Annotated in this window: 32 protein-coding genes; 15 read left to right on the top strand and 17 right to left on the bottom strand. The window is 43.5% G+C overall.

Annotated elements, in window-relative coordinates:
- Positions 1-44 precede the first annotated feature (44 nt).
- Both G3M65_RS06595 and yaaA read right to left on the bottom strand, forming a co-directional pair.
- The gene (locus tag G3M65_RS06595) at positions 45-998 is read right to left on the bottom strand and encodes a glycosyltransferase family 2 protein (RefSeq protein WP_173833791.1); all 954 of its coding nucleotides are present in this window, start codon (positions 996-998) and stop codon (positions 45-47) included.
- Positions 988-1,650 carry a peroxide stress protein YaaA gene (gene yaaA, locus G3M65_RS06590; RefSeq protein ID WP_173833790.1) on the bottom strand — a complete coding sequence of 221 codons (663 nt, stop codon included), beginning with the start codon at positions 1,648-1,650 and terminating at the stop codon, positions 988-990. The genes G3M65_RS06595 and yaaA overlap by 11 nt, the downstream gene beginning before the upstream one ends.
- A gap of 17 nt (positions 1,651-1,667) precedes the next feature.
- Here yaaA and rsmA point away from each other — a divergent pair, with 17 nt between their 5' ends.
- Together rsmA and speE are read left to right on the top strand one after the other, a co-directional pair.
- A complete protein-coding gene (gene rsmA, locus G3M65_RS06585; protein ID WP_173833789.1) occupies positions 1,668-2,417 on the top strand; it encodes a 16S rRNA (adenine(1518)-N(6)/adenine(1519)-N(6))-dimethyltransferase RsmA in 750 nt (249 codons plus the stop codon).
- Positions 2,414-3,256 (top strand): polyamine aminopropyltransferase, encoded by an 843-nt coding sequence (gene speE, locus G3M65_RS06580; RefSeq protein ID WP_173833788.1) that lies wholly within the window; start codon positions 2,414-2,416, stop codon positions 3,254-3,256. The genes rsmA and speE overlap by 4 nt, the downstream gene beginning before the upstream one ends.
- Here speE and G3M65_RS06575 read toward each other — a convergent pair.
- Genes G3M65_RS06575 through G3M65_RS06560 form a run of 4 tightly spaced genes read right to left on the bottom strand, consistent with a single transcriptional unit; the run spans position 3,253 to position 5,036 of the window.
- Positions 3,253-3,693 (bottom strand): ribonuclease H-like YkuK family protein, encoded by a 441-nt coding sequence (locus tag G3M65_RS06575; protein ID WP_173833787.1) that lies wholly within the window; start codon positions 3,691-3,693, stop codon positions 3,253-3,255. The two genes, speE and G3M65_RS06575, sit on opposite strands and share 4 nt — an antisense overlap.
- 28 nt (positions 3,694-3,721) lie before the next feature.
- Positions 3,722-4,072, bottom strand: coding sequence for a hypothetical protein (locus tag G3M65_RS06570; protein ID WP_173833786.1), 351 nt, complete (start codon positions 4,070-4,072; stop codon positions 3,722-3,724).
- Positions 4,073-4,078: 6 nt separating this feature from the next.
- A complete protein-coding gene (locus G3M65_RS06565) occupies positions 4,079-4,594 on the bottom strand; it encodes a lytic transglycosylase domain-containing protein (protein ID WP_173833785.1) in 516 nt (171 codons plus the stop codon).
- Positions 4,563-5,036 carry a Fur family transcriptional regulator gene (locus G3M65_RS06560; protein WP_173833784.1) on the bottom strand — a complete coding sequence of 158 codons (474 nt, stop codon included), beginning with the start codon at positions 5,034-5,036 and terminating at the stop codon, positions 4,563-4,565. Before G3M65_RS06560 ends, G3M65_RS06565 begins: the two co-directional genes overlap by 32 nt.
- A gap of 48 nt (positions 5,037-5,084) precedes the next feature.
- Between G3M65_RS06560 and thiE the strand changes: the two genes are divergently transcribed.
- Both thiE and G3M65_RS06550 read left to right on the top strand, forming a co-directional pair.
- Positions 5,085-5,747: a thiamine phosphate synthase gene (thiE, locus tag G3M65_RS06555; protein WP_173833783.1), complete on the top strand. Its 663-nt coding sequence runs from the start codon at positions 5,085-5,087 to the stop codon at positions 5,745-5,747.
- A complete protein-coding gene (locus G3M65_RS06550) occupies positions 5,725-6,594 on the top strand; it encodes a 5'-3' exonuclease (protein WP_173833782.1) in 870 nt (289 codons plus the stop codon). Before thiE ends, G3M65_RS06550 begins: the two co-directional genes overlap by 23 nt.
- Here the strand turns inward: G3M65_RS06550 and G3M65_RS06545 are convergent.
- Positions 6,591-7,313, bottom strand: coding sequence for a flagellar hook-basal body protein (locus tag G3M65_RS06545; RefSeq protein WP_173833781.1), 723 nt, complete (start codon positions 7,311-7,313; stop codon positions 6,591-6,593). The genes G3M65_RS06550 and G3M65_RS06545 overlap by 4 nt on opposite strands.
- Positions 7,314-7,374: 61 nt before the next feature.
- On the opposite strand from G3M65_RS06545, the gene G3M65_RS06540 reads away from it, so the two are divergent.
- On the top strand, positions 7,375-8,154 hold the full coding sequence (locus G3M65_RS06540) for an RpnC/YadD family protein (RefSeq protein ID WP_173833780.1): 780 nt from the start codon (positions 7,375-7,377) through the stop codon (positions 8,152-8,154).
- Between the two features lie 60 nt (positions 8,155-8,214).
- Here G3M65_RS06540 and G3M65_RS06535 read toward each other — a convergent pair whose 3' ends face one another.
- From G3M65_RS06535 to G3M65_RS06525, 3 genes are read right to left on the bottom strand one after another with little or no spacing between them, the layout of a single operon-like run.
- Entirely contained in the window at positions 8,215-8,439 is a 225-nt protein-coding gene (locus G3M65_RS06535; protein WP_173833779.1) for a hypothetical protein, read from the bottom strand.
- On the bottom strand, positions 8,436-9,812 hold the full coding sequence (gene argH / locus G3M65_RS06530; protein ID WP_173833778.1) for an argininosuccinate lyase: 1,377 nt from the start codon (positions 9,810-9,812) through the stop codon (positions 8,436-8,438). The genes G3M65_RS06535 and argH overlap by 4 nt, the downstream gene beginning before the upstream one ends.
- 7 nt (positions 9,813-9,819) lie before the next feature.
- On the bottom strand, positions 9,820-10,752 hold the full coding sequence (locus G3M65_RS06525) for an arsenic resistance protein (RefSeq protein ID WP_173833777.1): 933 nt from the start codon (positions 10,750-10,752) through the stop codon (positions 9,820-9,822).
- A gap of 108 nt (positions 10,753-10,860) precedes the next feature.
- Here G3M65_RS06525 and G3M65_RS06520 point away from each other — a divergent pair, with 108 nt between their 5' ends.
- On the top strand, positions 10,861-13,041 hold the full coding sequence (locus G3M65_RS06520) for a lipoyl protein ligase domain-containing protein (RefSeq protein WP_173833776.1): 2,181 nt from the start codon (positions 10,861-10,863) through the stop codon (positions 13,039-13,041).
- 79 nt (positions 13,042-13,120) lie between these two features.
- Positions 13,121-14,179 (top strand): DegT/DnrJ/EryC1/StrS family aminotransferase, encoded by a 1,059-nt coding sequence (locus tag G3M65_RS06515; RefSeq protein ID WP_173833775.1) that lies wholly within the window; start codon positions 13,121-13,123, stop codon positions 14,177-14,179.
- On the opposite strand, the gene G3M65_RS06510 is transcribed toward G3M65_RS06515, so the two are convergent.
- Together G3M65_RS06510 and G3M65_RS06505 are read right to left on the bottom strand one after the other, a co-directional pair.
- Complete coding sequence (locus tag G3M65_RS06510; RefSeq protein ID WP_173833774.1) at positions 14,139-14,870, bottom strand: OmpA/MotB family protein; 732 nt, start codon at positions 14,868-14,870, stop codon at positions 14,139-14,141. The two genes, G3M65_RS06515 and G3M65_RS06510, sit on opposite strands and share 41 nt — an antisense overlap.
- Positions 14,870-15,616, bottom strand: coding sequence for a motility protein A (locus tag G3M65_RS06505; RefSeq protein ID WP_173833773.1), 747 nt, complete (start codon positions 15,614-15,616; stop codon positions 14,870-14,872). Before G3M65_RS06505 ends, G3M65_RS06510 begins: the two co-directional genes overlap by 1 nt.
- A 42-nt stretch (positions 15,617-15,658) precedes the next feature.
- Between G3M65_RS06505 and trpS the strand changes: the two genes are divergently transcribed.
- From trpS to G3M65_RS06480, 5 genes are read left to right on the top strand one after another with little or no spacing between them, the layout of a single operon-like run.
- Positions 15,659-16,843, top strand: a complete 1,185-nt coding sequence (gene trpS / locus G3M65_RS06500) for a tryptophan--tRNA ligase (protein WP_173833772.1) — start codon at positions 15,659-15,661, stop codon at positions 16,841-16,843.
- The gene (locus G3M65_RS06495) at positions 16,840-17,892 is read left to right on the top strand and encodes a PHP domain-containing protein (RefSeq protein WP_173833771.1); all 1,053 of its coding nucleotides are present in this window, start codon (positions 16,840-16,842) and stop codon (positions 17,890-17,892) included. The genes trpS and G3M65_RS06495 overlap by 4 nt, the downstream gene beginning before the upstream one ends.
- A complete protein-coding gene (locus tag G3M65_RS06490) occupies positions 17,870-18,106 on the top strand; it encodes a hypothetical protein (protein WP_173833770.1) in 237 nt (78 codons plus the stop codon). The genes G3M65_RS06495 and G3M65_RS06490 overlap by 23 nt, the downstream gene beginning before the upstream one ends.
- On the top strand, positions 18,096-18,779 hold the full coding sequence (locus G3M65_RS06485) for a GGDEF domain-containing protein (protein WP_173833769.1): 684 nt from the start codon (positions 18,096-18,098) through the stop codon (positions 18,777-18,779). Before G3M65_RS06490 ends, G3M65_RS06485 begins: the two co-directional genes overlap by 11 nt.
- A gap of 16 nt (positions 18,780-18,795) precedes the next feature.
- Positions 18,796-19,143, top strand: coding sequence for a 6-pyruvoyl trahydropterin synthase family protein (locus tag G3M65_RS06480; RefSeq protein WP_173833768.1), 348 nt, complete (start codon positions 18,796-18,798; stop codon positions 19,141-19,143).
- Here the strand turns inward: G3M65_RS06480 and G3M65_RS06475 are convergent.
- The 3 genes from G3M65_RS06475 to G3M65_RS06465 all read right to left on the bottom strand — a co-directional run bounded on the left by G3M65_RS06475 (position 19,140) and on the right by G3M65_RS06465 (position 21,284).
- On the bottom strand, positions 19,140-19,595 hold the full coding sequence (locus tag G3M65_RS06475; RefSeq protein WP_173833767.1) for a ligand-binding protein SH3: 456 nt from the start codon (positions 19,593-19,595) through the stop codon (positions 19,140-19,142). The two genes, G3M65_RS06480 and G3M65_RS06475, sit on opposite strands and share 4 nt — an antisense overlap.
- Before the next feature lie 88 nt (positions 19,596-19,683).
- Positions 19,684-20,844: an iron-containing alcohol dehydrogenase gene (locus G3M65_RS06470; protein WP_173833766.1), complete on the bottom strand. Its 1,161-nt coding sequence runs from the start codon at positions 20,842-20,844 to the stop codon at positions 19,684-19,686.
- The gene (locus tag G3M65_RS06465) at positions 20,841-21,284 is read right to left on the bottom strand and encodes a TraR/DksA family transcriptional regulator (RefSeq protein WP_173833765.1); all 444 of its coding nucleotides are present in this window, start codon (positions 21,282-21,284) and stop codon (positions 20,841-20,843) included. The genes G3M65_RS06470 and G3M65_RS06465 overlap by 4 nt, the downstream gene beginning before the upstream one ends.
- 53 nt (positions 21,285-21,337) lie before the next feature.
- On the opposite strand from G3M65_RS06465, the gene G3M65_RS06460 reads away from it, so the two are divergent.
- The 3 genes from G3M65_RS06460 to G3M65_RS06450 are packed head-to-tail and all read left to right on the top strand — an operon-like array spanning position 21,338 to position 23,866.
- Entirely contained in the window at positions 21,338-22,672 is a 1,335-nt protein-coding gene (locus G3M65_RS06460; protein WP_173833764.1) for a peptidylprolyl isomerase, read from the top strand.
- A 1-nt stretch (position 22,673) separates the two neighbouring features.
- The gene (locus G3M65_RS06455) at positions 22,674-23,453 is read left to right on the top strand and encodes a citryl-CoA lyase (RefSeq protein WP_173833763.1); all 780 of its coding nucleotides are present in this window, start codon (positions 22,674-22,676) and stop codon (positions 23,451-23,453) included.
- Positions 23,450-23,866, top strand: a complete 417-nt coding sequence (locus G3M65_RS06450; protein ID WP_173833762.1) for a phosphate-starvation-inducible PsiE family protein — start codon at positions 23,450-23,452, stop codon at positions 23,864-23,866. Before G3M65_RS06455 ends, G3M65_RS06450 begins: the two co-directional genes overlap by 4 nt.
- Before the next feature lie 2 nt (positions 23,867-23,868).
- Here the strand turns inward: G3M65_RS06450 and G3M65_RS06445 are convergent, their stop codons facing one another.
- Together G3M65_RS06445 and G3M65_RS06440 are read right to left on the bottom strand one after the other, a co-directional pair.
- Complete coding sequence (locus G3M65_RS06445; RefSeq protein WP_173833761.1) at positions 23,869-24,111, bottom strand: tetratricopeptide repeat protein; 243 nt, start codon at positions 24,109-24,111, stop codon at positions 23,869-23,871.
- Positions 24,108-24,617, bottom strand: a complete 510-nt coding sequence (locus G3M65_RS06440) for a hypothetical protein (RefSeq protein WP_173833760.1) — start codon at positions 24,615-24,617, stop codon at positions 24,108-24,110. Before G3M65_RS06440 ends, G3M65_RS06445 begins: the two co-directional genes overlap by 4 nt.
- Position 24,618 lies beyond the last annotated feature (1 nt).

Raw genomic sequence — 24,618 nt, 5'->3', positions numbered from 1 at the left:
ATAAATATGAAAAGGCTTCAATGAAGGTGGTCATAGGTTTTTGTTTAAAGATTGACCTTTTCTTCCACTACAAAGGGTTTATCTTCCTTTGTTCTGTAGTATATCCTCACAAGAAGCTCCGCTATTATGCCGGTGGAAAGAAGCTGTATGCCCGCAAGGGTAAAGAGGACGCTCAGTATAAGCAGAGGTCTTCTTCCAATCTCCTCGTCAAGAAAGAGCTTTATGAAAACAAGGTAGAAAAGCATAAGCAATCCAAGGCTCAAAAGGGCAAAGCCCACCGTGCCAAACACATACATGGGCTTGTTTATGTATTCGTTGAGAAACTTTACTAAGAAAATATCAAGAATAACCCTTACAGTCCTACCAATACCATACTTTGACTTTCCATACAATCTTGGATGATGCCTTACTGGAATTTCTGTTATCTTCGCTCCAAGCCTTTTTGTAAGTGCAGGCAGAAACCTATGCATGTCTCCGTATAGCTCAAGCCTTTTTATTATGTCCGCCCTGTAAGCCTTTAAAGTGCATCCGTAGTCATGAAGCTCCACACCAGTTACCTTTGAGATTATCCAATTAGCTATCATAGAGGGGAGCTTTCTGGAGAGGAAGGGGTCTTTTCTGTCTTTTCGCCACCCGCTTACTATGTCGTAGCCCTCTTCCAGCTTTTGCAGGAGCATGGGAATGTCCTCTGGGTCATTTTGAAGGTCTGCATCCATGGTTATGACTACCTCTCCGCTAACGTGCTGAAAGCCCGCATACATGGCAGCGGTCTGTCCGTAGTTTTTCCTAAAGCGTATTAGCTTTACTCTTTGGTCTTTTTCCGCTATATCTTTTAGCCTTTCCCAAGTCCTGTCTACAGAACCATCATCCACAAAAATAATCTCATACTCTCTTCCAAGCCTTTCAAGAACTCCTTTTAGCTTTTCATAGAGTATGGGTATGTTGTCTTCTTCGTTGTAGGCAGGTATAACTATGGAGATATATGTATCAGATTTCATACCTACCCTCCGACCTCATAAACACTACAGTTTTATTATCCACGCTCCTTATACTTTCCACCTTGTAGTCATAGAAGTTTATCTTCTCAAGCTCAGAAAGGCTCAAGTTCTTCTCAGCTATGTATCTTAGCGTATAGGCATAGTGTTTATAGGGTAATTTTACCTTCTGTTCTTTCCTATAATACTCAAAGCTCAAAAAGCCTTTGGCATATTTTAGGTCAAAGAGTTTCTCATAAGGTTTACCAAGAAAGGAAACGACAACCTTTTCAGAAAGGAGCTTTTTTGAGAGGTTTCTTATGTGTTCTTTCCAGAAATCCATAAGAGTTTTCCCTCCATAAAATTCCTTCCAAGATACAGGTGCAAAGGGAATGCAAGCGGTAGGTTTAACAAGACCATACAAAGGAGACAAGACCCAGGAATTTTCCTCTATGTATCTAACCACAGGAGGAGGCAAGACCCACAGCTCAAGACTTTCCCAAAAAACATTCCTAAATCTTCTATACAAAGGTGCAAGAGAGTGGTCTTTGACAAACTCCTTTTCAATAGACCTTGCAAGAGGCTCAAACTCCTCAAGTGTAAACCTGCTCTCATCACAATTTTTAAAGACCAACTTCTTTTGAAGCCTACTATAAGGCAAGAGGAAAAGAAACATGCCTAAAATTATAAAGCATGAAGCTTAAAAAACATCTTGGTCAACACCTTCTTGTGGCAAAGGGTGTCCTTGAACGCATAGTGGAGTTTTTGGAACTCCAAGAGGAGGACATAGTGGTTGAGATAGGTCCAGGCACTGGAAACCTAACGAAAGAAATCCTAAAAAAGAACTTCAAAGAGCTTCATCTTTTAGAAATAGACCCGCAGATGGTAGAAATTCTTCATAAAAACATACAAAGGGATAAAGTGTTTATCCATAGGGAAGATGCCACCAAGTTTAACCTTTGCTCTCTGGGAGAAAACCTCAAAGTGGTGGGAAATCTACCCTATAATGTGGCAAGTCTTATATTGGAAAACACAGTTTTTCACCATTCCTGCATTCCAATAGCAGTTTACATGCTACAGAAAGAAGTGGCGGAGAAAATTCAAAAGGGAGCTTCTTGGCTCTCTACCTTTGTAAGGACTTTTTATAGAGTTGAGTATCTCATGAGCTTGCCCGCACGCTTTTTTGTGCCACCCCCAAAGGTGCAATCCGGACTTATTAGGCTAAGCAGAAGGGAGGAGCTTCCAAAGTTAGACCTTGAGGACTATAAGAGTTTCTTGGTAGGCTTATACTCCATGAGGAGAAAGGCTCTAAAGAATAAAGTTCCAGAAACTATACTTCTTAAAGCAGGTATTGACCCTATGTGCAGAGTTGAAACTCTTGAACCAGACAGAGTTCTTATGCTTTATAATATGCTCCAAAAACTGAGAGGTGAAAAGCGATGATGGACACCTTCTTTATGGAAAGAGACCCCTATGCACCCATAAGACACTGCTACCCTATAAGCAATGTGCTTTACCACGGCAAGAGCGAATATCAGGAGATAATGGTTGTGGAGTCGCCACACTTCGGAAGAATCTTGGTGCTTGATGGTGTTGCTCAGTGCGACGAGCGGTATGAGTTCATCTACCACGAGTTTATGGCACATGTGCCCCTATATGCCCATCCCAACCCAGAAAATGTCCTCATAATAGGCGGAGGAGACGGCGGAGTTCTAAGGGAAGTTCTTAAGCACCCAGAGGTCAAAAGGGCTGTCCTTGTGGACATAGACAAGGAGGTTATAGAGGTCTCCAAAAGGTTTTTACCTACCATGGCGGTCGCCTTTGAAGACCCAAGGGCAATAATCCTTAATGAAGATGGCTACAAATACATTCAAGACTATGAGAATGAGTTTGACGTGATAATAGTAGATTCCACAGACCCAGTAGGCTTTGCCCACGTGTTAACCACAGAGGAGTTCTTTAAGTATGTCTACAGCGCCCTCAAGGAGGACGGCATATACGTGGGTCAGACAGAGTCCATACATTACCACATTGAAATAGTTAGAAGAATACAGAAGGCTCTTAAGAAAGTTTTCCCAATAGTAGACCTCTACACCGCAGTAATACCAGGATACGCAGGATACTGGTGGACCATGTCCATAGCTTCTAAGAAGCACCCCGTAAGAGAACCTTCCAGAGAGGTAAAGGTTCAGACAAAGCTATACTCTGCGGACATGCACCGTCATGCCTTCTTGCCAGAGAGCTTTTATAACAGGCTCATATCCGGTGAATACGTGTTTTAGTATTTGCCGGTAATATAGTCCGCCACAGTAGTAGCTGCGATGGAATGAGGCTTTACCACAGGCTTTAGACCCTGGGCGAGCACATAGCCTATTGCTTCCTTGAGTATGACGCTGGAGTTATGCTCTGGGTTTGGGTTTATATCAAGGTGGACTTCAAAAGGTCTGTTGCCAACCACTTCAGAAACCTCAAGGGCAAGGTAGACTGCTCTACTCACCTCCTCTAAAAGCCTTTGTCTGAGGGACCTTATGCGTGGCACTTTGTCTACTTTCCAAAATATCTTTGCACCTCTGGAAGAATCTATGTGAACAACTACCACAGAAACAAAGACCGTGTGGTTTTTAACCTGCCTTGAATCACAACCCACATAAACAGCGGTCTTCTGCGAGGTTTTTCTTATAAACTCCTTTACCTCCTCAATGTCCTTTATGAGAGGCATATAGATATTATAAGTTTTCCTTTGGCTTCTATTCTTTTGTTGGCTTATTTTTACCTTCTGGTGACAAAAAGCTCACCTCTTTGTAGTAAGTAGGTCTGAAAAATATCCAGTGCTTTAGGTTCTCTGGAGTTCTTGAGTAGCATACCTCACAAAGTAGCCCACCTTCCACCAGCTTTGAATTGTCATCACAACAATCCGTTAAGTTCCAAAACTCATAATTATCGTGAAATACCAGCTTGCCACAACTTAGGCACTCGTATAGTTTACAACCCTTTGAGGCAAGAAACTCCTCCAACTCCATATCCTCTGGAAGTTCTTCAATCCCAAAGAGGTTTTTTAGAAAGTCCTTTTGTTTTTGGGTAAGCTCCTTTATTTCCATTGCACCTCACCTAAAAAGAGCCAGCTTCTCAAAAACTCCCCTCACATAGTCCCAGTTGTCCGCCCTTAGCCCATTGTAGGCTTTTACAGCCATAGCCCAGTTGCCAAACCTTTGGAAGTTTTCATAGAGTATCCTTGCTCCAAGCTCTATGTTGGTTTCTATATCAAAAAGCTGGTTTGGGTCTGTTATGCCATATTCTCTCATAAGCCTTAGGTTGTGCTGGTAGTTGACCTGCATGAGACCTCTATCCTCTGTGCCATCTTTGTTTTTATTGTAAGCCATAGGGTTGAAATTGCTCTCTTGCTTTATTATTGCATAGATTAACTCCTTAGGGATACCATACTTTTTGGATACCTCTTCCACCTTTGCACTAATTCTTGCATCTACTGGCAAGGCTTCTTTATTGACCTGCTCCTGTGGTTTTTCTATAGCAGAGTTAAGGTAAGAGCTAAAGTCCTCGCTGGGTTTTATATGCCCTGCTCTCGTAGTTTTAAGCTCCAACTTCCAGCCTTCTATTCTCATATTTTTTTGCCTTGCAGTCTGAGCATATACCAAAAATTTCAAGTCTGTGGTTTAAAGGTGTAAAGTTGTGCTCTTCGCATACCTTGTCTTGAAACTCCTCTATTTCCTCTTTGTAAAACTCTATTATCTTCCCGCATTCCACGCATATGAGATGCTCATGGTGTGGCTTTCCCGCCACAAACTCGTATATGGTTCTGTTACCCAGCTTTATTACCTCCCTTATTGCTCCAAACTCCTGAAGAAGCCTTACGGTTCTGTAGACGGTGGACCGGCTGGCTATTGTCCTGTCTTGGTTTGCTATCCAGCGGACAAGTTCTTCTATCTCAAAGTGAGGACCATAGCTGGCTATTTTGTCTATTATCTCAAACCTGCCCTTTGTTATCTTGTGTCCGTTCTGTCTGAGAAACTGCTCAAACTTCTGCTTTAGCTCTTCCAACTGCATAGCATATAATATAGTCTAACTGAATATCATTTGCAACAGGAGGAAAACATGCAAAAGCCCAATCTAACCCTATACCTTGTAACCGATGACCGCTACTTTATGGACAGGGACCTCGTATCTACCATAGAGTCCGCCATAAAGGGTGGAATAACTGCACTCCAGTATAGGTTTAAAAACAAGTCCACAAGGCAGATGTATGAGGAGCTTTTGGTTCTTAGAGAGCTCACTCAAAGGTATAATGTTCAGCTTGTGGTAAACGATAGGGTGGACTTAGCTCTTGCGGTGTCTGCGGACGGTGTTCATGTGGGTCAAGAAGACCTTCCTCCCGATGTGGTCAGAAAGCTCGTAGGAGACAAGATGTTTATAGGTTACTCAGTAAACTCTGTGGATAAGCTAAAAGAGGTGGAGCATCTTCCCATAGACTATATAGGCTTTGGTTCTGTGTATGAGACTACCACAAAGGCAAACTACAAATTGGTGGGTATAGAGGGTCTGCGTCAAGCGGTAAAGCTAACCTCAAAGCCCATAGTCGCCATAGGTGGTATAACTCACTATCGTGTTGCGGAAGTGCTCGCTGCGGGTGCAAAGGGTATTGCGGTGGTTTCTGCTATCCTTGGCTTTGAGGACGTAGAAAAGGCTACAAGAAGCCTTGTGGAAGCTATGAAAGGCTATTACAGAAGGGCTCTCCATGAAGGTTTTGCATCTCCTTGACGGCTCCGCCTTTCTGTATAGGAGCTTTTTTGCTCTTCCACCTCTTTCCACAAGGTCTGGCTTTCCCACCGGTGCCATATACGGCTTTATGAGGGCTATCTTTTCCATACTAAAAACAGAAAAGCCTTCTTACTTTGCCATAGCCTTTGACCTGCCTGCACCCACAAAGAGAGAAGAGGTCTATAGAGAATACAAAGCCAAAAGACCTTCCATGCCAGACCCCTTAAAGGTCCAGATACCAGTTATAAAGGAGCTTGTTGACCTTCTTGGCATTAAAAGGTATGAAGTGGAAGGCTATGAGGCGGATGACATAATTGCAACCATAAGCTGGTGGGCTCTTGAAAGAGGCTTTTCTGTAAAAGTCTACTCACCAGACAAGGATATATTGTCGCTTGTGTGTGAAAGGCTTGTGGTGGTTAATCCCATAAGCGGTGAGGTCTTTGACAGGAAAAAAGTTTTGGAAAAGTTTGGCGTTCCACCAGAAAAACTTCCAGACTACCTTGCCCTTGTGGGTGATAAGGTGGATAATATAGAAGGCGTAAAGGGTATAGGTCCAAAAACTGCCATAAAAGTTCTTGAAGCCTACGGTAGTGTGGAAAACCTTTTGAGAAACTGGCAAGACTTCCTTAGAGCCTTTCCTCAGGCAAACAGAGAAAGCCTTGAGCTTGCTTTATCTCTTCTAAAACTGCAAAAAGTAGAGGGTTTAAGCCTAAAAGAAGAAGAGTTAAGGCTAAAAAGTCCTAACTTTAACGCATTAAGGAAAAGGTTTGAAGAATTGGAAATGAAAAGCCTTATAAAGGAGCTTGACAGCCTCTCAAAGACATCCACACAGAAGAGCCTTTTTTAAAAGCTCTGGTTAAACCTCTCATAAATGGCGTCAAGAGACCTTATAAGATTGGAATAAACCTCGTGAGCTCTGTGGGTTTGAATAAGCTTTGCCATTTCAAGAATAGGGTTCACATTGGAAAGTTCAAGAAAGCCTTGCATGAGCCTATAGCCTTGAGCAGGCTGAGCCTGACCTGTAAAGAGGTCTCTTCCTATTTTCTGAGGGTTTTGAAGCTCAAACACACCGATAGTAGCAATTTGCTGACCGTTCACAAACACAGAACCATCAATACCAAAAGTTGGTTGCCCTTCCAGCCTTATCTCATTGAGGTTTGTATCAAGCACTCTGTAGCCAAGCTCATTGACAAGATAGCTTTCTGCGTCCAGCCTAAAGTTTCCCTTTCTTGTATATAGCACCTCTTGACCACTTCTAACCGCAAAAAAGCCATTGCCCTCTATGGCAAGGTCAAGCGGGTTGCCCGTCTGTTTTATAGCACCCTGAGAGAGGTCTGTAAAGATTCTCTCTACGACTGGATACAAAAAGTTGTTGCTTGGGTTTTGTGGGTCAATGTCTGGAAAGCTCTGACCCATAGGAGTTTCCCAGAGGCTTGCCAAAATTAGGTCTTTCTTAAAGGCTGGCGTGTCCACGTTTGCAAGGTTGTTGGTTATGGTTTCCAACTTTCTCTGTTGGAGTAGCATTCCGCTTGATAGTATGTATAAGGGCTGGTATTCTATCGCCATACCTTCATCCTCCCCAGTTTATATTTTAATGTAGGTTGCAAGTAGTGTGCTATAATTTCCCGTGTCTTCAAAGGACATAGTTTTAAAGGATGTTTTTGAAGAAATCCCACACAGACTAAGCAAAATACTCGCACCCGCACCCATAAAGGAACTGCTACCCACCAACTTCCCTTCCACAGAGTTAAGAGTGGACTTTTTAGCAAGGCTTGAGGATGAAAGCATACTGCATATAGAGTTCCAGTCCTTTAACGACACTAACATGCCCTTTAGAATGCTACGCTATTACCTTGCCATATTAGAGAGATATCCAAGCAGTCCTATAAAACAGCTCCTTGTGTATGTGGGAAACAGAAAACTAAGAATGAAGTCAAGGCTAAGGCTTAGAAACCTTAGCTTTAGCTACGAGATGATTGACATAAGGCAGATAGACTGCAAAGTGCTTTTGGAAAGCCCAGACCCTATGGATAGGCTTTTAGCTTGTTTGTGTAAGGTAGAGGACGAGGCATATCTGATAGAGAAACTCATAAGGACTATGGAAGGGATGAACGAGGAAGAAAGGAAGGACTATCTACTGAAAGCATTGACACTAACAGAACTGCGACCTAACTTAAGGATAAGGCTCACGGAGGATGTCAAGCATGTGCCTATAGCGGTTAGACCTGAGGATATAAAATTGCCAAAGAGAAGGCTGAAAAAGGATATTCTATATAGGCTTGGGCTTAAGGAAGGCGAGCAAATCGGTCTTGAGGAAGGTCTTTTAAAGTCCACCCAAGAGATGGTTTTAAGTCTCATAGAATGTAGGCTCGGCTATGTGCCAGACGAGGTAACTGATTTTGTTTAAAAAACTTGTAGTTGCTGAAGACTTGCTCCACGTTTTAAAGGAGGAGTTCAATCTATAACTCTACTTGAAGAATTTAGATATAACTCCACCTACGTAGCCTATGAAGAGACCTACAAAGAAACTCAAAACTACCAAAAGTCCCAGAGGGATTGGAGGGACTATGTAGTATACATCTCTAAAGGTTGGCGTAAGCACCAACATAACCTTTTCCTGATTGAGGAATACTATAGTGCCAGATATTCCTGCAATTATTATGAGAAGAATAAAAACCAGAACCATCTTCATGGTATGCCTTCCTCCCTTTTAGCTACTTGTAGCCTTTTTAAAACTTCTTCCCTTGCAGTCCCGCCGTAGGTTTTTCTCCTGTCCGCTACCCTATCTGGTCTCAAAAGCTCCAAGGCATCCTCTTGGTAAAGCTCAGAAAAGCTCCTTAGCTCTTCAAGGGTAAGCTCCTCTGGTCTTTTACCCTTTTCAAGAAGGTAGGCGGTTATTGAGCCTGCGGTTTTATGTGCCTGCCTAAAGGGGATTCCTTTCAAGACCAAGTAATTGGCAAGGTCTGTCATGAGGGTAAAGCCTCCGCTTGCTTTTTCCATCCTGTCTGTCCTTATACTCATACCTTCTAACACAAGCGTCATACCTTCAATACAGTCCTTTATAGTCCTTAAGCTATCAAAGAGGGGTTCTTTGTCCTCTTGTAGGTCTCTGTTGTATGCCATGGGAAGACCCTTTAGGACCACCAAAAGGTTCATAAGATTTCCATAAAGCCTTCCAGTTTTGCCTCTTATTAGTTCAAGCACATCTGGGTTTTTCTTCTGAGGCATTATGGAGCTTCCAGTGCATAGCCTATCGGGTAGGTCCACAAAGCCAAACTCCTCTGTAGACCAGATTATCAAGTCTTCTGAAAGCCTTGAAAGCCTCATGCCACAAACCGCACAGGCGTATAACACATCAAGTATAAAGTCCCTCTCTGCAGTTGCCTGCAGGGAGTTTCTACAGAGCCTACCAAAGCCTAAGAGCTCTGCGGTATAAAACCTATCCAGTGGAAAGTCTACGCCTGCGGACGCTCCAGAGCCAAGGGGTAAACAGTCCGCACTTCTATAGGCGTTTATAAACCTTTGCTCGTCGCTTAGAAACATCTCTCTGTAGGCAAGAAAGTAGTGAGCAAGCCTTATAGGTTGAGCCCTCTGAAGGTGAGTGTAGGAAGGCAGTAGGATATCTACGGACCTTTCCGCTAATTTCACGAGCTCTTTTCTGAGAGCTCTTAGACTTTGGATAACCTCTGTGAGCTTGTCCTTTATGTATAGTCTTTCGTCGGTAGCCACTTGGTCGTTTCTGCTTCTTGCGGTGTGTAGCTTTCCTCCCACTTCTCCAAGCCTTCTTATGAGCTCCGCCTCTATGTTCATATGCACATCTTCCAGCTCCTGCTTGAAGTCAAAACTTCCTTCCTTTATGTCCTTTTCTATGTCTTCAAGACCAAGAAGGAGTTTTTGGGCTTCTTCTTCTGTAAGCACTCCAGCCTTTTGTAGGGTCTTTACGTGGGCTTTGCTTTGTTTTATATCCCACAGGGCAAGCTCCTTGTCAAAACTTACCGACTGGGTAAACCTCTCCACAAACTCCTCTGTTTTTTCTTTAAACCTGCCTTCCCAGGGCTTCTGCATGGGGAAATTATAAGCTCAATTTCTTTAAGAGTAAAAGCCCTCTTACTGCTAAAAAGAGCACGGGCAGTTCTACCAAGGGTCCTATCACTAAGGCAAGGGCTATAAGGGGTTCGTTCTCAAAGGCGGTAAGGGCTATAGCCAAAGCTATGGGTGAGTTCCTTGCCATTAGGGTAAGGGTCAAGCTGGCAGTGTTCTGGTAGCTCCTGAGTATGAGGCGTCCAAGAAAAACACCTACTAAAAAGGCAAAGAGAAAGAAGATAAGAAGAGGCGTAAGCATCTTCAAAAGCAAAAATGGCTTGTGGGTTATAGCCTGACCTTGAGAGGCAAACATGGATACGATGGCAATGAAGAGAAAAAGGCTTTGAAAACTCGCTAAGAAGGAAAGCCTCTCCGAAAACCTTAACCTTCTGAGAGCTTGGGCAGTAAGAAGGGGCAACACTATCACAAAGGCTATGCTTTCCAAAATAGACCAGAGGTTAACAAAGCCTTCCTTAGAAAAGAACAGCTCCAGATAAAGGGGCAAAAGGGCTACCTGCATAAAAAAGTTCACAGGAAGTATGGAGGTGCTAAGGGGTAGGTTTCCACCTGCCATGGCGGTGAAGATAAGATACCAGTCAGTGCAAGGAGTGACTAAGAGCATCACAAAGCCTATCCAGAGGGCTGTATTTTCCCTTAGGAATATATACCCAAGAAGATATGCAACCGCAGGGGTAATGAGAAAGTTAACCATTAGGCTTATAAAGAAAAACCTACGGTTTCTGTAAGCATCTAACACTTCCCTAAGGGGCATGCCAAGAAATAGACCAAAGAGCATAAGAACCAAAGAGGGCGTTATAAGGTAGCCAGAGACTTCCCTTATAACCTCAAACCTACTCAAATACAAACCCAAGAGGACTGCAAAGATGACCCAAAGGCTTTGAAACTTGGCGAGAAAACTCATAACCTGTTAAAAGCCTACCACAGCCTTTCTTGAAATAATCTGACGCATATCACAAAAACAAACTACACAAAAGCCTAAAATTTACTTGAACTTAAAAAGGAGGCAGGTATGTGGCGAGTTTTGTATACAGGTCAAAGACCTCACTATGAGAACATAGCACTTGATAGGATAATGCTGGACTTAATGTCCGAGGGCAAAATTCCACCCACTATAAGGTTTTTGCAGTTTAAACCTGAGTGTGTGCTTGTGGGCTTTCATCAAGCTGTGGAGCAAGAGGTAAGGCTTGAATATACACAAAGAGAGGGCATAGAGGTAGGAAGAAGGATAACAGGCGGTGGTGCCATATACTTTGACGAAACGCAGATAGGGTGGGAGGTTATAGCCACCACCGACCAGCTTGGAAACCTTAGCTACGAAGAGCTTACAAGGAAAATATGCACCGGTGTGGCAAAGGGACTTCAAAAACTTGGAATAAGGGCGGAGTTTAGACCAAGAAATGACATAGAGGTGGAGGGCAGAAAGATATCTGGCACAGGTGGAGTTTTTGAAGGCAGAGCTTTCCTATATCAAGGAACAGTGCTTATGGACTTTAACGTGGAAAGGATGCTAAAGTCATTGCAGATTCCTGTGGAAAAGCTCACCTCAAAGGGTATAAAATCCGCAGAGGACAGGGTTGAGTGGGTAAAGAGGGCTTTGGGATATTTGCCTCCCAAGGAAGAGGTTTTTTCCGCACTCCTTGAGGGTCTAAGGGAAGAACTCAACATTGAATTTGAGTGGGGAGACCTCACACAGGAGGAGATAAGGCTGCTTGAAGAAAAAAGGGACTATTTTAGAAGTGATGATTGGGTCTATCATGTAAAGAAGGCACCTGAAGATAGTGAAATGCTCTTTGGTATATACAGATGTCCTGGGGGGACTTTTAGGGTTTCCGCCAAGGTGGACCTGCAGAGCAAAGTCCTCCAACAGGTAATAATAAACGGAGACTTTTTCGTGAGACCTCAAAGGCTCATATACGACCTTGAGGCTTATCTAAAGCACACACCCATAGTGGATGTGGAAAAGAGAATAAGGGAGTTCTTCTCTCAAAGGGACTGGGAAGGGCTAAACCTCACCGTGGAAGACCTTGTAGAGGCGGTGCTCTTTCCTCTCAGAAAAACAGAGGGAATAGACTTGGGTATAGAAAAAAAAAGACTGAATAACATAATAGCGTCCATAGGTGGTGGGCTTATAGAAAACATAGAAAAGGCTAAGGTTATGCTTCTGCCTTACTGTGCTAAGCCTCGCTGGTGCGACTACAGACATCTTGATGACTGTGGGGAGTGTGGAGGTTGCACGGTAGGAGATGCCTACAGGCTTGCCTACCAAAAGGGCATGATACCTATTACTATAACCTCCTTTGAGCTTTTGAGGGATACGCTCCTTTGGTGTGCTCAGAATGGATACACCTATATAGGACATTGCTGTTATGAGTTTTACGAAAAGCGGTATGAGATATTCAGAAGGGCTTCTCAAGAGGGTGCAAAAGGTGTGCTTTTTGATATAGTAGGGACCACTTGCTACAGTCTTGGAGTGGAAGAGGAAGAAAAGGCATATCATGGAGAGTTTACAGTGGAGCTTGACCTTATAAAAGAAGACCTCTACAAGAGCCTTTCCATAAAGGAAGATGTGAAAGAGGAGGTTGGCAAAAGGGAGCTTAGCTTTGACTTTTCACCTTACCTTGTGGACTTTAAACCCTCCTATTACAAAAAGCCTAAGGCAGTGCCGACGCCTGAGGAGGACAGGACAAGAACCTCTATGCAAAGGGAGGTTTTCCTCGGGGAGGCAACCATAGGAGAAGAAGTCCTTAGCTACCAGCAAGCCTTTGAAACCCTTGCAAAGTGGATAAGGGAGTCGGAAAGACCCACGCTGGTGGTGGGACCCTTGCTCTTTTGGGACTTTGGAGATAAGGAGCTACAAAATAAGGCAAGGCTTGTAAGGGAACTGATAGAAAAGGTAGGGAAGTTTAATGTAAAGGTCTTACCTGACTACAGACCAAAGCTCAAAAAGTATGACCCTGCGGTGGAGATGGACCCACCAAACCCACACCATGCGGTCCTGCACGGGAAACATGACCTAACGGTGCTTGTGGGAGTCCATTGCTACAGGACAGACTTTGTAATAAGGCTTTTGAAAAAGCACACGGACACCAAAGTGGTTACCCTTTGTGGTCTTTATGGACATCCTACTGCGGACTTGTCTACAAGCTTCACTGATGCGGAGAAGTTGGAAACTTTGCTTAAGCTTTTGTGAAAGTTTGCAACTGTTATGGATTTGATATAATTTACCCTTCGCAACTTTGCAAAGGCATTAGGCATATATTGGTCTGATTATGATTAAAATTATTGAGCAGAGGTTTACACAGGAGGAAAAAGAGCTTGTCCTTGAGATATTGGAAAGTGGGCAGATAACAAGGGGTAAGTGGACTTCTCTCTTTCAAGAGGAGTTTGCCAAATACCTTGGTGTAGAGCACGTATTTACTGTTTGCTCTGGGACTGTGGCTCTCTTTATAGCTTTGAAGGCTCTTGGTGTTGAGGGAGAAAGGGTAATAGTCCCTGCCATGAGTTTTATGGCAACCATTGATGCGGTCTATCTTGCGGGTGGTGTGCCAGTGGTAGTGGATGTGGACAGCTACTATACCATGGACCCTGAGCAACTTGAGGATGCGGTAAAAAAATACAGACCAAAGGTGGTTATACCCGTGCATCTATACGGACAGACTGCGGATATGGACGCCATTATGTGGCTCTCTGAAAGATATGGCTTTTATGTGCTTGAAGATTCCGCTCAAGCTCACGGAGCTCTTTGGAAGGGCAAAAGGGCTGGCTCTTTCGGGCATATCTCCGCCTTTAGCTTTTATGCCTCCAAGAACCTACCTATGGGAGAAGGTGGTGCAATAGCCACAAACAGCGACGAACTCGCCAAAGAGATAAAAAAGTGGATAGACTTTGGAGACCACCCTGCCTTTAATGTTAGGATAACCGAGTTTCAAGCAGGCATTGGATACCTTATGCTAAAAAGGCTTGAAGAGCACAACAAAAAAAGAAGGGAGAACGCCTCTAAGTATATGCAATCCTTAAACGGTGGCTTTGTCCATCCTGTGGAAAGAGAAGGAGCATACCACGTATACCATCTTTATACCCTAAGGCATCCCGACAGAGACGCCATAGTGGAAAAACTAAGGGAAAAGGGTGTGGACGCAAGGGTCTATTATAGCTATCTTTTGCACCAGCTAAGAGGCGCGGAGCACTTACCCACACCAAACGCAGAAAAATTCAGAAAAGAAGTCTTTTCCATACCAGTCCATCCCTACCTTACCGAGGAAGAGATAAACTTTATCACAGAAAGCCTTATGGTTGAGGTTGGGTTAGCTCCGAACCCCTTATGTTGAGGATAACTATTTCTACTCTTCTGTTTTGGGCTTTGCCTTCTGGAGTGGTGTTGGGAGCTATAGGTCTGGTGTCCGCATAACCCGATGCCTTTAACCTTTCTGGGTTTATGCCTTTGGCTATGAAATACCTTACAATGGTGCTCGCCCTTGCGGTAGACAGCTCCCAGTTAGAGGGAAACCTTTCTGTCGATATAGGTATATTGTCGGTATGTCCTTCCACCTCCACAGGGTTTGGAAGCTCTTTGATTACTTCGTAAAGTTTGTCAAGCACAGGTCTCATCTCTGGCTTTATATCTGCACTTCCGGACTCAAAGAGGAGCTTTTCCTGAAGTATTAGCCTTATGCCTATAGCTTCGTAAGCTATTTTAAACTCTCCTTCAAGCCCCATCTTTTTTAGCATCTCTTGGAGCTCTTGAAGTTGCCTTTGAATTCTTCTGCCCCTTTCTGTTGGCTCCGCCCTTTTAATCACCGGCTCTGGAAGTATCTGTTTTGGCAAAGTTTCCTGAAAGGGAACAAGCCTCATACCAAAAGCCTTTGCAAAAGCCTGAGCATATTCAAGGGCTGCCTGCTTGCCAGCTTGAGCCATGGCAAAAAGGGCTATAAAAAGACAAAGAAGTAGCGTTAGAAAATCCGCATAGGGTATTGCCCACCTTTCTGAAACCTCTTCTGGACACTTCTTTTTCCTCGCCATTATTTGACCTCAACGTAAGAGCTGAGCCTTTCTTCTATAAGCCTTGGGTTCTCACCCCTCACCATCATTCTACAAGCATCCAGTATCATATACATTCTTAGTATTTCTTCCTTGGACTTTATCTTAATCTTTTTGGAGAGAGGACCGAAGACAAGATAGGAGAAGGTTATACCATAGACGGTTGCCACAAAAGCTGCGGATATTCCATAAGCAAGTTCTTGAGCATTATCAAGGCTCTTTAGAGCCTTCATGAGCCCAAAGACAGCACCCACAAGCCCAAAGGTAGGTGCGCTCTCTGCGGAGTTTTTCCAGTATTCTACCGCTATTTCAAAGTCTTCTTCTTTTTTTGCTATTTCCGCCTCAAGACTTTCCACGAGCACGTTCTCATCCACACCAAGAACCATTAGGTCTATGGCCCTTCTAAGAAAAGGGTCTTCTATCTCCTCCGCACGGGTTTCAAGAGCAAGCATACCTTCCTTCCTTACAACATTTGCCAACTCCACAAGCTGAGTCTTTGTCTCAAGAACCTCGTTGCCTCCACCCTTAAAAGCCAGTTTAAGCCCCTCTATGATTAGAGAAAACTTTGACAAAGGTATGGTTACAAGGCTTGCAAAGAGGGTTGTAGGGACTACTATAACAAAGGCAGCGGGCTGAATAAGAAAAAGGATGCTTGCCCCCTTAAGAACCGCGCCTATAAGAAGAGCTACAAGCCCTCCCACAATACCTATGACCGTAAGGAGATCCATGATAACTATTATAATCGTCAACTGTGTTTTAATATTTAGACCATGAGAGTTTTAAGCGGTATGAGACCTACAGGTAAACTGCACCTTGGGCATTACTTTGGTGTGATAAAAAACTGGGTAAAACTCCAAGAGGAGCACGAAACCTTTTATATGGTGGCGGACTGGCATGCCCTTACTACAGGCTATAAAAGGGTAGAGGAGATACCTCAAAACATAGAGGATATGCTAATAGACTGGCTTACTTTAGGCATTGACCCAAAAAAGAGTGTGGTATTTCAACAATCAAAGGTAAAGGAACATGCGGAGCTTTTCCTCATATTTTCCATGATAACCCCCAAGAGCTGGCTTGAGTGGAACCCCACTTACAAGGACACTAAGTATAACCTTCTTAGAATTGCCGACCTTAGCCTTATGTTTAAAGGCGGTCTTAGAGACCACGTAAAGACCTTTATAGCAAAACTTCCTTACAAAGTTGAGGACTTCGAAGCACTTGAGGAACTATTTCTCGATATGCTGTCCGATGCCCTCATAACTGCTCTCTTTGAGGGTTATCTGGACAAGGAAATGCTAAAGGAGCTCAATGTTTCAAAGAGGGACTTTTACGACACGGACACCTATGGCTTTTTGGGCTACCCAGTGCTTCAGGCGGTGGACATACTCATATACAAGGCTCAGGCAGTTCCAGTAGGAGAAGACCAGCTACCTCACATAGAACTCTCAAGGGAAATAGCAAGAAGGTTTAATCACCTATACGGAGAAACCTTTCCAGAGCCTCAGGCTATACTCACAGAAACTCCAAGACTTCCAGGCACAGATGGAAGGAAGATGAGCAAGTCTTATAACAATGCCATATACTTTGCAGACAGCGAAGAAGAGGTAAAGAAGAAAGTCATGAGCTTTTACACAGACCCACAAAAACTAAGAAAAGGAGACCCTGGAAGACCAGAAATATGCCCTGTGTTTTTCTACCATAAGATTTTCTCTCCATCAGAAAAAACTCAAGAAATAGAAAGGGAATGCAAAAGCGGTAGACTTGGATGCGTGGACTGTAAAAAAATCATGCTTGAGGGTCTTGAGGCTTTTCTTAAACCCATGAGAGAAAGAAGAGAAGAGGTTGCAAAAGACAGGGAGCTTCTTATATATATCCTTGAGGAAGGCTCGGAAAAGGCAAGGCGTATAGCCAAAGAAACTATGGAAGAAGTGAGATTAAAAACAAAGGTGGGATGACCTACATACTTTTGGCGATCCTTTTCTTTGCCATATATATACTGATTGCTGAGCTTTATCCCATAAGGTTTTTAAGGGTTGAGAAGATTAACAAAGCAAACCTACCAAACCTACCACCCCTATACCTATATTCCTTCGAGCTCCATATCCATACACAGTTTTCCTACGACTCTCTTGGAAAACCAGAAGATATAAAAAGGGCTTCGAAAGAAGAAGATATAGACTTTCTCATAATTACAGACCACGACAACGACCATATAAAATACTTTGCGGATGAGGGCATAATAGCGGGTAAGGAAGTAAAGATTACTGATGAAAAGGGCAAGATACTGGGAGATCTTCTTGAAGTAGGAGACCTAAGGGTGGTAGCACACCCCTTTAAGGAAAAATACAAATGGCGTCTTCCACTCCCAGAGGACTATCTTTTTGAGCTGATAGACCTAAAGGATGCTCTGCTTGAGAGAAAAATGCTACTTTTCTTTCTTTTGCCATACATATTTCTAAGGTCTTTAGTATCCGTAGACTTGGCTTTGAACTTTTTAAAGAGGCTTGTAGACATAAAAAGATACGCTCTCATGTATATGAATATGGATATAAAAAACCCAGTGGTTGCCGGGCTTGACCACCATGTAAAGGTATACATAAGGGAGGTGGGCATAAGGTTTTTATTTCCCAACTACCAGCACAGCTTTAGAATGGTGAGGAACTTTCTTATAACGGACAGAAAGGTAAAGGGCGCAGAGGACTTTCTCAGAGAGCTTCAGCAAGGCAATACCCTAATATCCTTCAGCAAAAAGCCTACCTTATTCTGGAAAGAATCCCAAACACTCAAAGTTCTGACGCCCACTAACTGTCTCCTATGTCTTCTGAAAGAGGATAGGGAGGAATTCTATGCCGGATCCTACTTTGAGCTACCTGCACCTTCTGGAAGAAGTTTCCTTCTGGCATATACTTATAATTTCAGGTTGTGGAGGTTTTACTTTGGGCTTACGCCCCTTTTCTTATTTGTGCGCAAGGAGGTCGGAGATGGAAGAAATGCCCCTCCCTGAAGATATAAAGGAGAAAATCCTTCAGAAGGTCTCCAACAAGGCCCTTGCCATGAAAGCCTTTGAATACATAAGTCTTGTAAAAAAAGAGGATGGAACCCTCTGGGTAAAGGAGAACTTTGAAGATATCAACAACCACGCCCTGTGGTTTATGGTGCTAGCCTGTGTAAACTACGCCCAAAGGCTCATAAGGGGGGAGGAACTGGATGGAAGTTGAATCACTAATACCCTTTCTATTGGGAATTTTCATTTTAATAGTCTCTATGCTTGCGAAAAATATATACTCTTTAGTAATAGGGCTGTGCTTCATAGGTTTATCCTTTACCCAAATTCCCTATGTTATAGGTATTTTTTACATTATCATTGGGACCTCTGTTCTTTTATACACATTAAGAACAAGAAATGCGATTGATAAAAAGTTAGCAATTATAGACTCCCTGACAGGTGTTTACTCTAGATATTTCTTTGAAGAATATATAAAGAAAGAACTAGGAAAAGCTAAGAGATATAATAAAAAGTTCAGTGTTTTGTTCATCGATTTGAATGATTTTAAATTAATTAATGACAGATTCGGACATTCCGCAGGGGATAAGGTGTTAAATTTAATAGCAACAAAGCTCTCAAATACTTTAAGAGACTGTGATATTATCGCAAGATGGGGTGGTGACGAATTCGCTGTTTTTCTTACAGAAACAAACTGTAATGAACTACTTGAGGTAATAGATAGATTGTATAGTGAGGTAAATGTTTCGTATGGAGATGTAAAAGTTACTCTAAGTATTGGCTTTGCTTGCTACCCTGAACATGGACAAAGCATAGAAGAGTTAATCCACGAAGCGGACAAAAGCATGTATAGAGCCAAAAATATGTATAAAATGCTTAACAAATAAAAGGTATAATAAAATCATGCCTTGGAATGTGATAGTAAAGAAAAAATTCAGCTGGGCTCACTTCCTTACGGACTATCATGGTGCTCCAGAGCCTATTCATGGACACACATGGATGGTAGAGGTGCACATAAGGGCGGACAAGGTGGATGCAGGTGGTATGGGCTACGATTTCTTGGAGGTTGACGCATTCTTGAGAGAGCTATTGCCAGACTACAGGCTTTTGAACGAGTTTGTGGATTTCTCTCCAAGTGCGGAGAATATGGCAAGGTGGATTTATGAGAAGGTCAAAGAAAAATACCCCACAGTCTCCAAAGTTGTGGTTTGGGAAAAGGAAGACTGTGGGGCGGAGTATTGGGAAGATTAACAGTTGACGCAGTTTGCCTCTTTTGCTTCTCTTGCCTTCTTTGCCATTTCTGGGTCGTAGGCTTTGCCTTGCCAAAGCATCTGATAGACCACTTCGTGGGTGCTTTCTGCGAGCTCCGTTAGCTCCTTAAAGAGCTTGTTAAAGCCCTCGCTTCTGTGGGATTCTTCGTGGTCTTCCAAGGACCTCCAGAAGGTAATGATAAGCACTTCTCTGTTTTTGAGTGGGTGCTCTGTGGTCTGACCTGCGGTTGAGCCCTCAAGGGAGACACCGCCAGTGTTGAGTGCCACAAAGCCTCCGTAAAAGCCAGTGTCTGAGTGGTAAGTCTTTACATGCTCGCAGAGGTATGCCACCCTTTCTGCCACATCGTCAATGGTAACACCCTCTTTGAGCACCACATAGTTTATGTTAACTATTGCATCCTCTGGAACGTCCACTATATAGTTTCCATACATGTTAGCACCTCCTAAGAGTTTTTAAGCGTATTACAATATAATGAAATTCTTAATAAAAGGCTATGCGTTAAATCATAAATATTGACACTCAATATCCCTCATATGCCCTTTCATAGAGCCTTTGCACATCCTCAAGGGTAGGCTCTACGGGGTTTATGGCAAACAAGCCTCTTGAGAGCATATACACATCCTCTGTAAGCCTTTCAAGTTTATCCTTTTCCACGCCAAGGTCTTTGAGGCTAAGTCTCATGCCAACCCTTTCTAAGAAATCCTCAAGGGCTTTTACTGCCATGTGAGGCTTTGGCTCATAACCCATAAGCTCTGCAAAGAGGGCGTATTTTTGTGGATTTCCTTTGTAATTAAAGTCCGTAATGGCAACCGCCAAAGCGGAAAGACCTTCTCCATGAGCTACCTGAGGATAGTGGGCGGACACGGGATGCTCCATGCCATGTATGAGGGCTACCCTTTTTCTGTCTATGGCAATGCCTGCGAGCATGCTCGCATAACTCATATAAGACCTTGCCTGAAGATTTTCTGGCTCTTCTATGGCAATAGGTAGCCACTGCTTTATGAGGCTTATGGCTCTTATGGCAAACTCTTCTGCGAGGGTATTGGAAAGTTTGTTGGTAAGGGATTCAAGGGCATGCATAAGGGCGTCTATGCCTGTTATGGCGGTAAGCCTTGCGTTCATACTTACAGTCAAGGATGGGTCTATTATGGCTACCCTTGGGTAGTTTAAGGAGTGAGATATAACCAGCTTTTCCTTTCTTATGGGGTTTGAAAGAACCGCATACCTGTTTACCTCGCTTCCCGTGCCTGCAGTGGTTGGAATGCATATCACAGGTCTATTCAAGAAGGGTATGAGCCTTGGACCTTCAGGATAGTTCACATAGTCCCAGGCGTAGCCTTCATTGGAAGAAACTATGGATATGGCTTTTGCACTGTCAAGACTGCTACCTCCACCAAGACCCACAATGTAGTCTATCTTTTCCCTTACCACAAGCTCACTTGCCTTGTTTACGCTCTTGTCTGTGGGGTTTGGCTCAATCTCGTCAAATAGGAAAACCTCTTCCGCACCATTTCTTCTAAGGGATTCAATCACCCTTTGAAGAGAGCCATTTTCCTTTGTGCTTTTCCTTCCAGTGACTATAAGGACTCTGTAGCCAAAGCGTTTACCAACTTCTCCAACCTTGTTTACAGAACCCACACCAAAGATTATCTCAACGGGGAGGTAAAACTCAAAGTTCATGCCTCTGTTATGTCTTCCCTTTGGATTTCTACCTCTTCGGGTATGGTTGCCTCAAAGGTTAGGGCTGGGTATGTGGGCAATATGCCTTCCTCTTCTGCCTTTTCCGCACAGTGGGCGTGGTATCTTGTCCAAGGTATTGCCATTAGCCTTTCAAAGGGTATCTCTTCGCTACAGTATTCGCATATACCGTAGGTTCCTGCCTGCATCTTGCTGAGGGCATGGTCAATCTCTTTGATTATGAAAAATTCCCTTGCGGAGAGAGTATCAAGAAGTTCCTGAGTATAGGTCATCTGGCCTATGTCTTCCAAGTCCCTTGGCTCTTTAACCTCCTCTTCAATCCTCGCCTGTGTGTCCTCCTTTTTTCTGTAACGCTCTAACAGCTTTGCCTTCTCCTCAAGAAGTTTCTCCTTAAGAATTTCAAGCTCTTCTCTACTCAGCATGTTAGCCCTCCTGAAAAAGGAATTCAGAATAATATATGCTAAAATTTTTCCCGATGTATTCCATTCTTCACAGATACAAAAGTATAACTGTAGCCATCATAGCTTTGGCTACTGGTGGCTTTTTCCTATGGCTCTTCTTCGCAGGAAGTGTTAGAGATATAACCTCTCCTTCTAAAAGGTGTGTAGTGGAGGTAGGCTCAGGGTGTATAACCCTTAAGGACTACAGAAGGGAGCTTTTGAGGTTTTCTGAACTTTTGAAAAACCCACGGATGGAGGAGCTGGTAAGGGAGCAGGTTCTCTCTAACCTTATAGCCCAAGAGCTACTTTATCAAAGGGCAAAGAGCCTATCTTTTATCGCAAGTGATGAAGAGGTGGTTGAGGTTATAAAGTCTGACCCCTCCTTTCAAGAGGGTGGGCTTTTTAGCTCTTCCAAATACAGAGAGGTGCTCTCAAGGATAGGTATGACGCCAAAGGAATATGAAGAATACATAAGAAAACTGCTTAGCATTCAAAAACTCCTTAGCTTTCTAACCAACGGCGTCTACCTTACGGAGAAGGAATTGGAAATAAACCTTCTTGCGGACAGCACTCTTCTGAGCGGTAGTCTCTACCTTATAACCTCTGCGGATGTATCCCAAAAATACAAGCCTACAGAACAAGAGCTATTGGAGTATTACCAGAAGAACAAAGAGCTTTTCAAAAGACCAGAAGGAAAAGTAGTCTGGGTGTGGAGAGAAAAGAACAAGGAGAAGGCACTTTCTATTTATAACAATCTAAAGGCTGGAAAAGAAGCAGAAGGCTATCAAGAATACAAACTGCCAGAAGACTTTCAGAAGATGAGTGGTCTTCTTGAGAAAGAAGCTCAAAGGCTCACACCTCAGGAGAGAGTAAGTATTACAAAGGAGGGTGAGGATTATTTGGTTCTGTATCTCAAGCAGGTTATCCCTGCAGGTTATGAGGACTTTGAAAAGGTAAAGGAAAAGGTAAAGGAAAAACTCGTAGAGGAAAAGTCTCTATCTTTGGTAGAGCAAAAGGCACAGGAAGTTGCCAGGCTCTTGAAGGAGGGGAAAAAGCCAGAGGTGAGATTCCTCAACTTCTCCGATACGCCAGCTCTTCAGCTTAATGCAGTGGCTAACATAGACCAAAAGGATATAGCCCGTATAGTGCTTTCCCAGGATAGGGTCTTTGGTCCATACCCCCTCAGACAGGGCTACGGCGTAGTGCTTGTGGAAAAGAGGAGCAAAAGGGAATTAAAGCCAGAAGAGAAAGAAGAAGCCTTCAAAGACATACTTAGTCTTAAATCTCAAGCTATGCTAAACCAGTATGTGGAATATCTGAAAAAGAACACTAAAATACGCATAAACAAGGAACTACTTGGAGGTGGATAAGATGGAGAAAAAGTGGAGAACCGCCATAACACAGCATGTGGGTCATGAGACCTACATAAGGGGCTATAGGCTTTTGGACCTCGTGGGAAACTTGAGCTTTGCTCAGGCTATATACCTCATTCTCAAAGGTGAGCTTCCCAGCGAAAAAGAGTCCAAGATGATGGAAGCCATATTTGTCTCTGTTATAGACCACGGCATAGCACCACCCTCTGTCATATCCGCAAGGGCGGTCGCTTCTGGTGGAAACTCACTCAATGTGGGTGTTGCGGCAGGCGTGCTTGCCTTTGGCTCTGCTCATGGTGGTGCTCTTGAGGATGCCATGAAGTTTATCCAAGAGGGCGTGGCAAGTCAAAAGAGTGTGGAGGATATAGTAAGGGAGTATCTTGAGACAAAAAGACCCATACCCGGCTACGGACACAGATACTACAAGGACTTTGACCCAAGGACAAAGAGGCTTATGGATATAGCCAAAGAGCTTGGCTTTTATGGCAAGCACTGTGAGTTTGCAGAGGCAGTCCAGGAGGAAATTGGCAGGCAAAAGGGTAAAAAGCTGGTTCTTAATGTGGACGGAGGTATTGCTGCAGTTGCCTCGGAGATGGGCTTTGATTGGAGGCTTGGAAAGGGCTTTTTCATAATAGGAAGGGTGCCAGGGCTTGTGGCACACGTTTACGAAGAGCTAACCACAGAAAAGCCCTTCTCCAAAAGGCTTGATGAAGAAACGGAGACCGAGTATACGGGCGTGCCACCAAGGGAGCTACCTCCAGAGTTCAAAAGGATATGAACCTGCAAGAGAACATATTAAGGATCTACAAGTTTTTTACTGGAATAGTCTTCAACATAGCCATAGTGATACTTCTCTTCTCGCTCTTTGTGGGCTTGGGAAGGACCATTATGGAGCTTGGTTTTGTGTTCACCGAGGAAACGGTGAGGCTTAGCATAAAGGAGTTGGTCACCAACGTGCTGTCTATAGTTATACTCCTTGAACTGGTGAGGGCTTTCGTGGACTACTTTGAACACGAAAGGGTTAGAATTGAAATTCTCATAGAAATAGCAATAGCCTTTATGATAAGAGAGCTTATGATATATATCTTCGCTGGGAATCTTAAGGGGACTGATGTGGTCCTCTGGACCCTTGGTATAGCCCTTCTTGTGGGTGCAAGGACCCTAACGGTGATATATAAACCCACCAAGTGAGCCTACACTTCGTATATGATGTCAAGAAGCTCGCTGGCTTTTTGTGGGTCTATTTCCTTTAGCCTTTTGTAGACCTCCCTTGCCTGTGAAACCTTTCCAGCTCTCGTGTAGGCAACTCCCAGCTTGAAAAGAAGCTCTGGGTCTTGTGGTTTTTGTTCTATCTCCTTTTTTAAGTCCTCTATAAACTTCTCCAATAGACCCTCTCCCATCTTGCTAAAAATACCCCTATAGCCTTTATCCATCATAGCCTTGCTCCATGAAACCTGTAGTTAAGACCGCGTATCTTCTCCAAGTTTTCTAAAATTATATCCTCCACAAAGGGACTGTAAGATATTACCACCACACTTAACCCAAAGCCACCTTCCTCAAGCAGTCTTCTTGAAGTGTAAAGAAACTCCCTAAGCACTTCGTCGTTTTCTATCTCAAAGGGTGCTCCAAGGAAATGGTGGCTTATACCCAAAAAACTACCAGGCTTTACCCTAACGGTAAGCCTTATGGGATTTAAGCTCTCTATGAGACGCTCTCTTTCAAGGGCATACTCAAGCCCAAACATGAGCATGGCATCGGTAATAAGGTGTTTAGAGGACAGGGAGACAAACTGCCTAAAGCCACTCTCTCTGAAGTCAAGTTTTAGGTTGTCCTTCACCGTCTCTACCCAGTGTGGATGAGGGTTTTCCAAAAGCCAGAATATTTTCTGAGGATAAAAGCTATGTCCCTCCTGGCTTCCCCAAAGCATACTGACAAGAGGCATT

It is taken from the genome of Hydrogenobacter sp. T-8, assembly GCF_011006175.1.
GTDB classification, from domain to species: Bacteria; Aquificota; Aquificia; order Aquificales; family Aquificaceae; genus Pampinifervens; species Pampinifervens florentissimum.
This window is presented reverse-complemented; position numbering and strand designations above follow the sequence as displayed.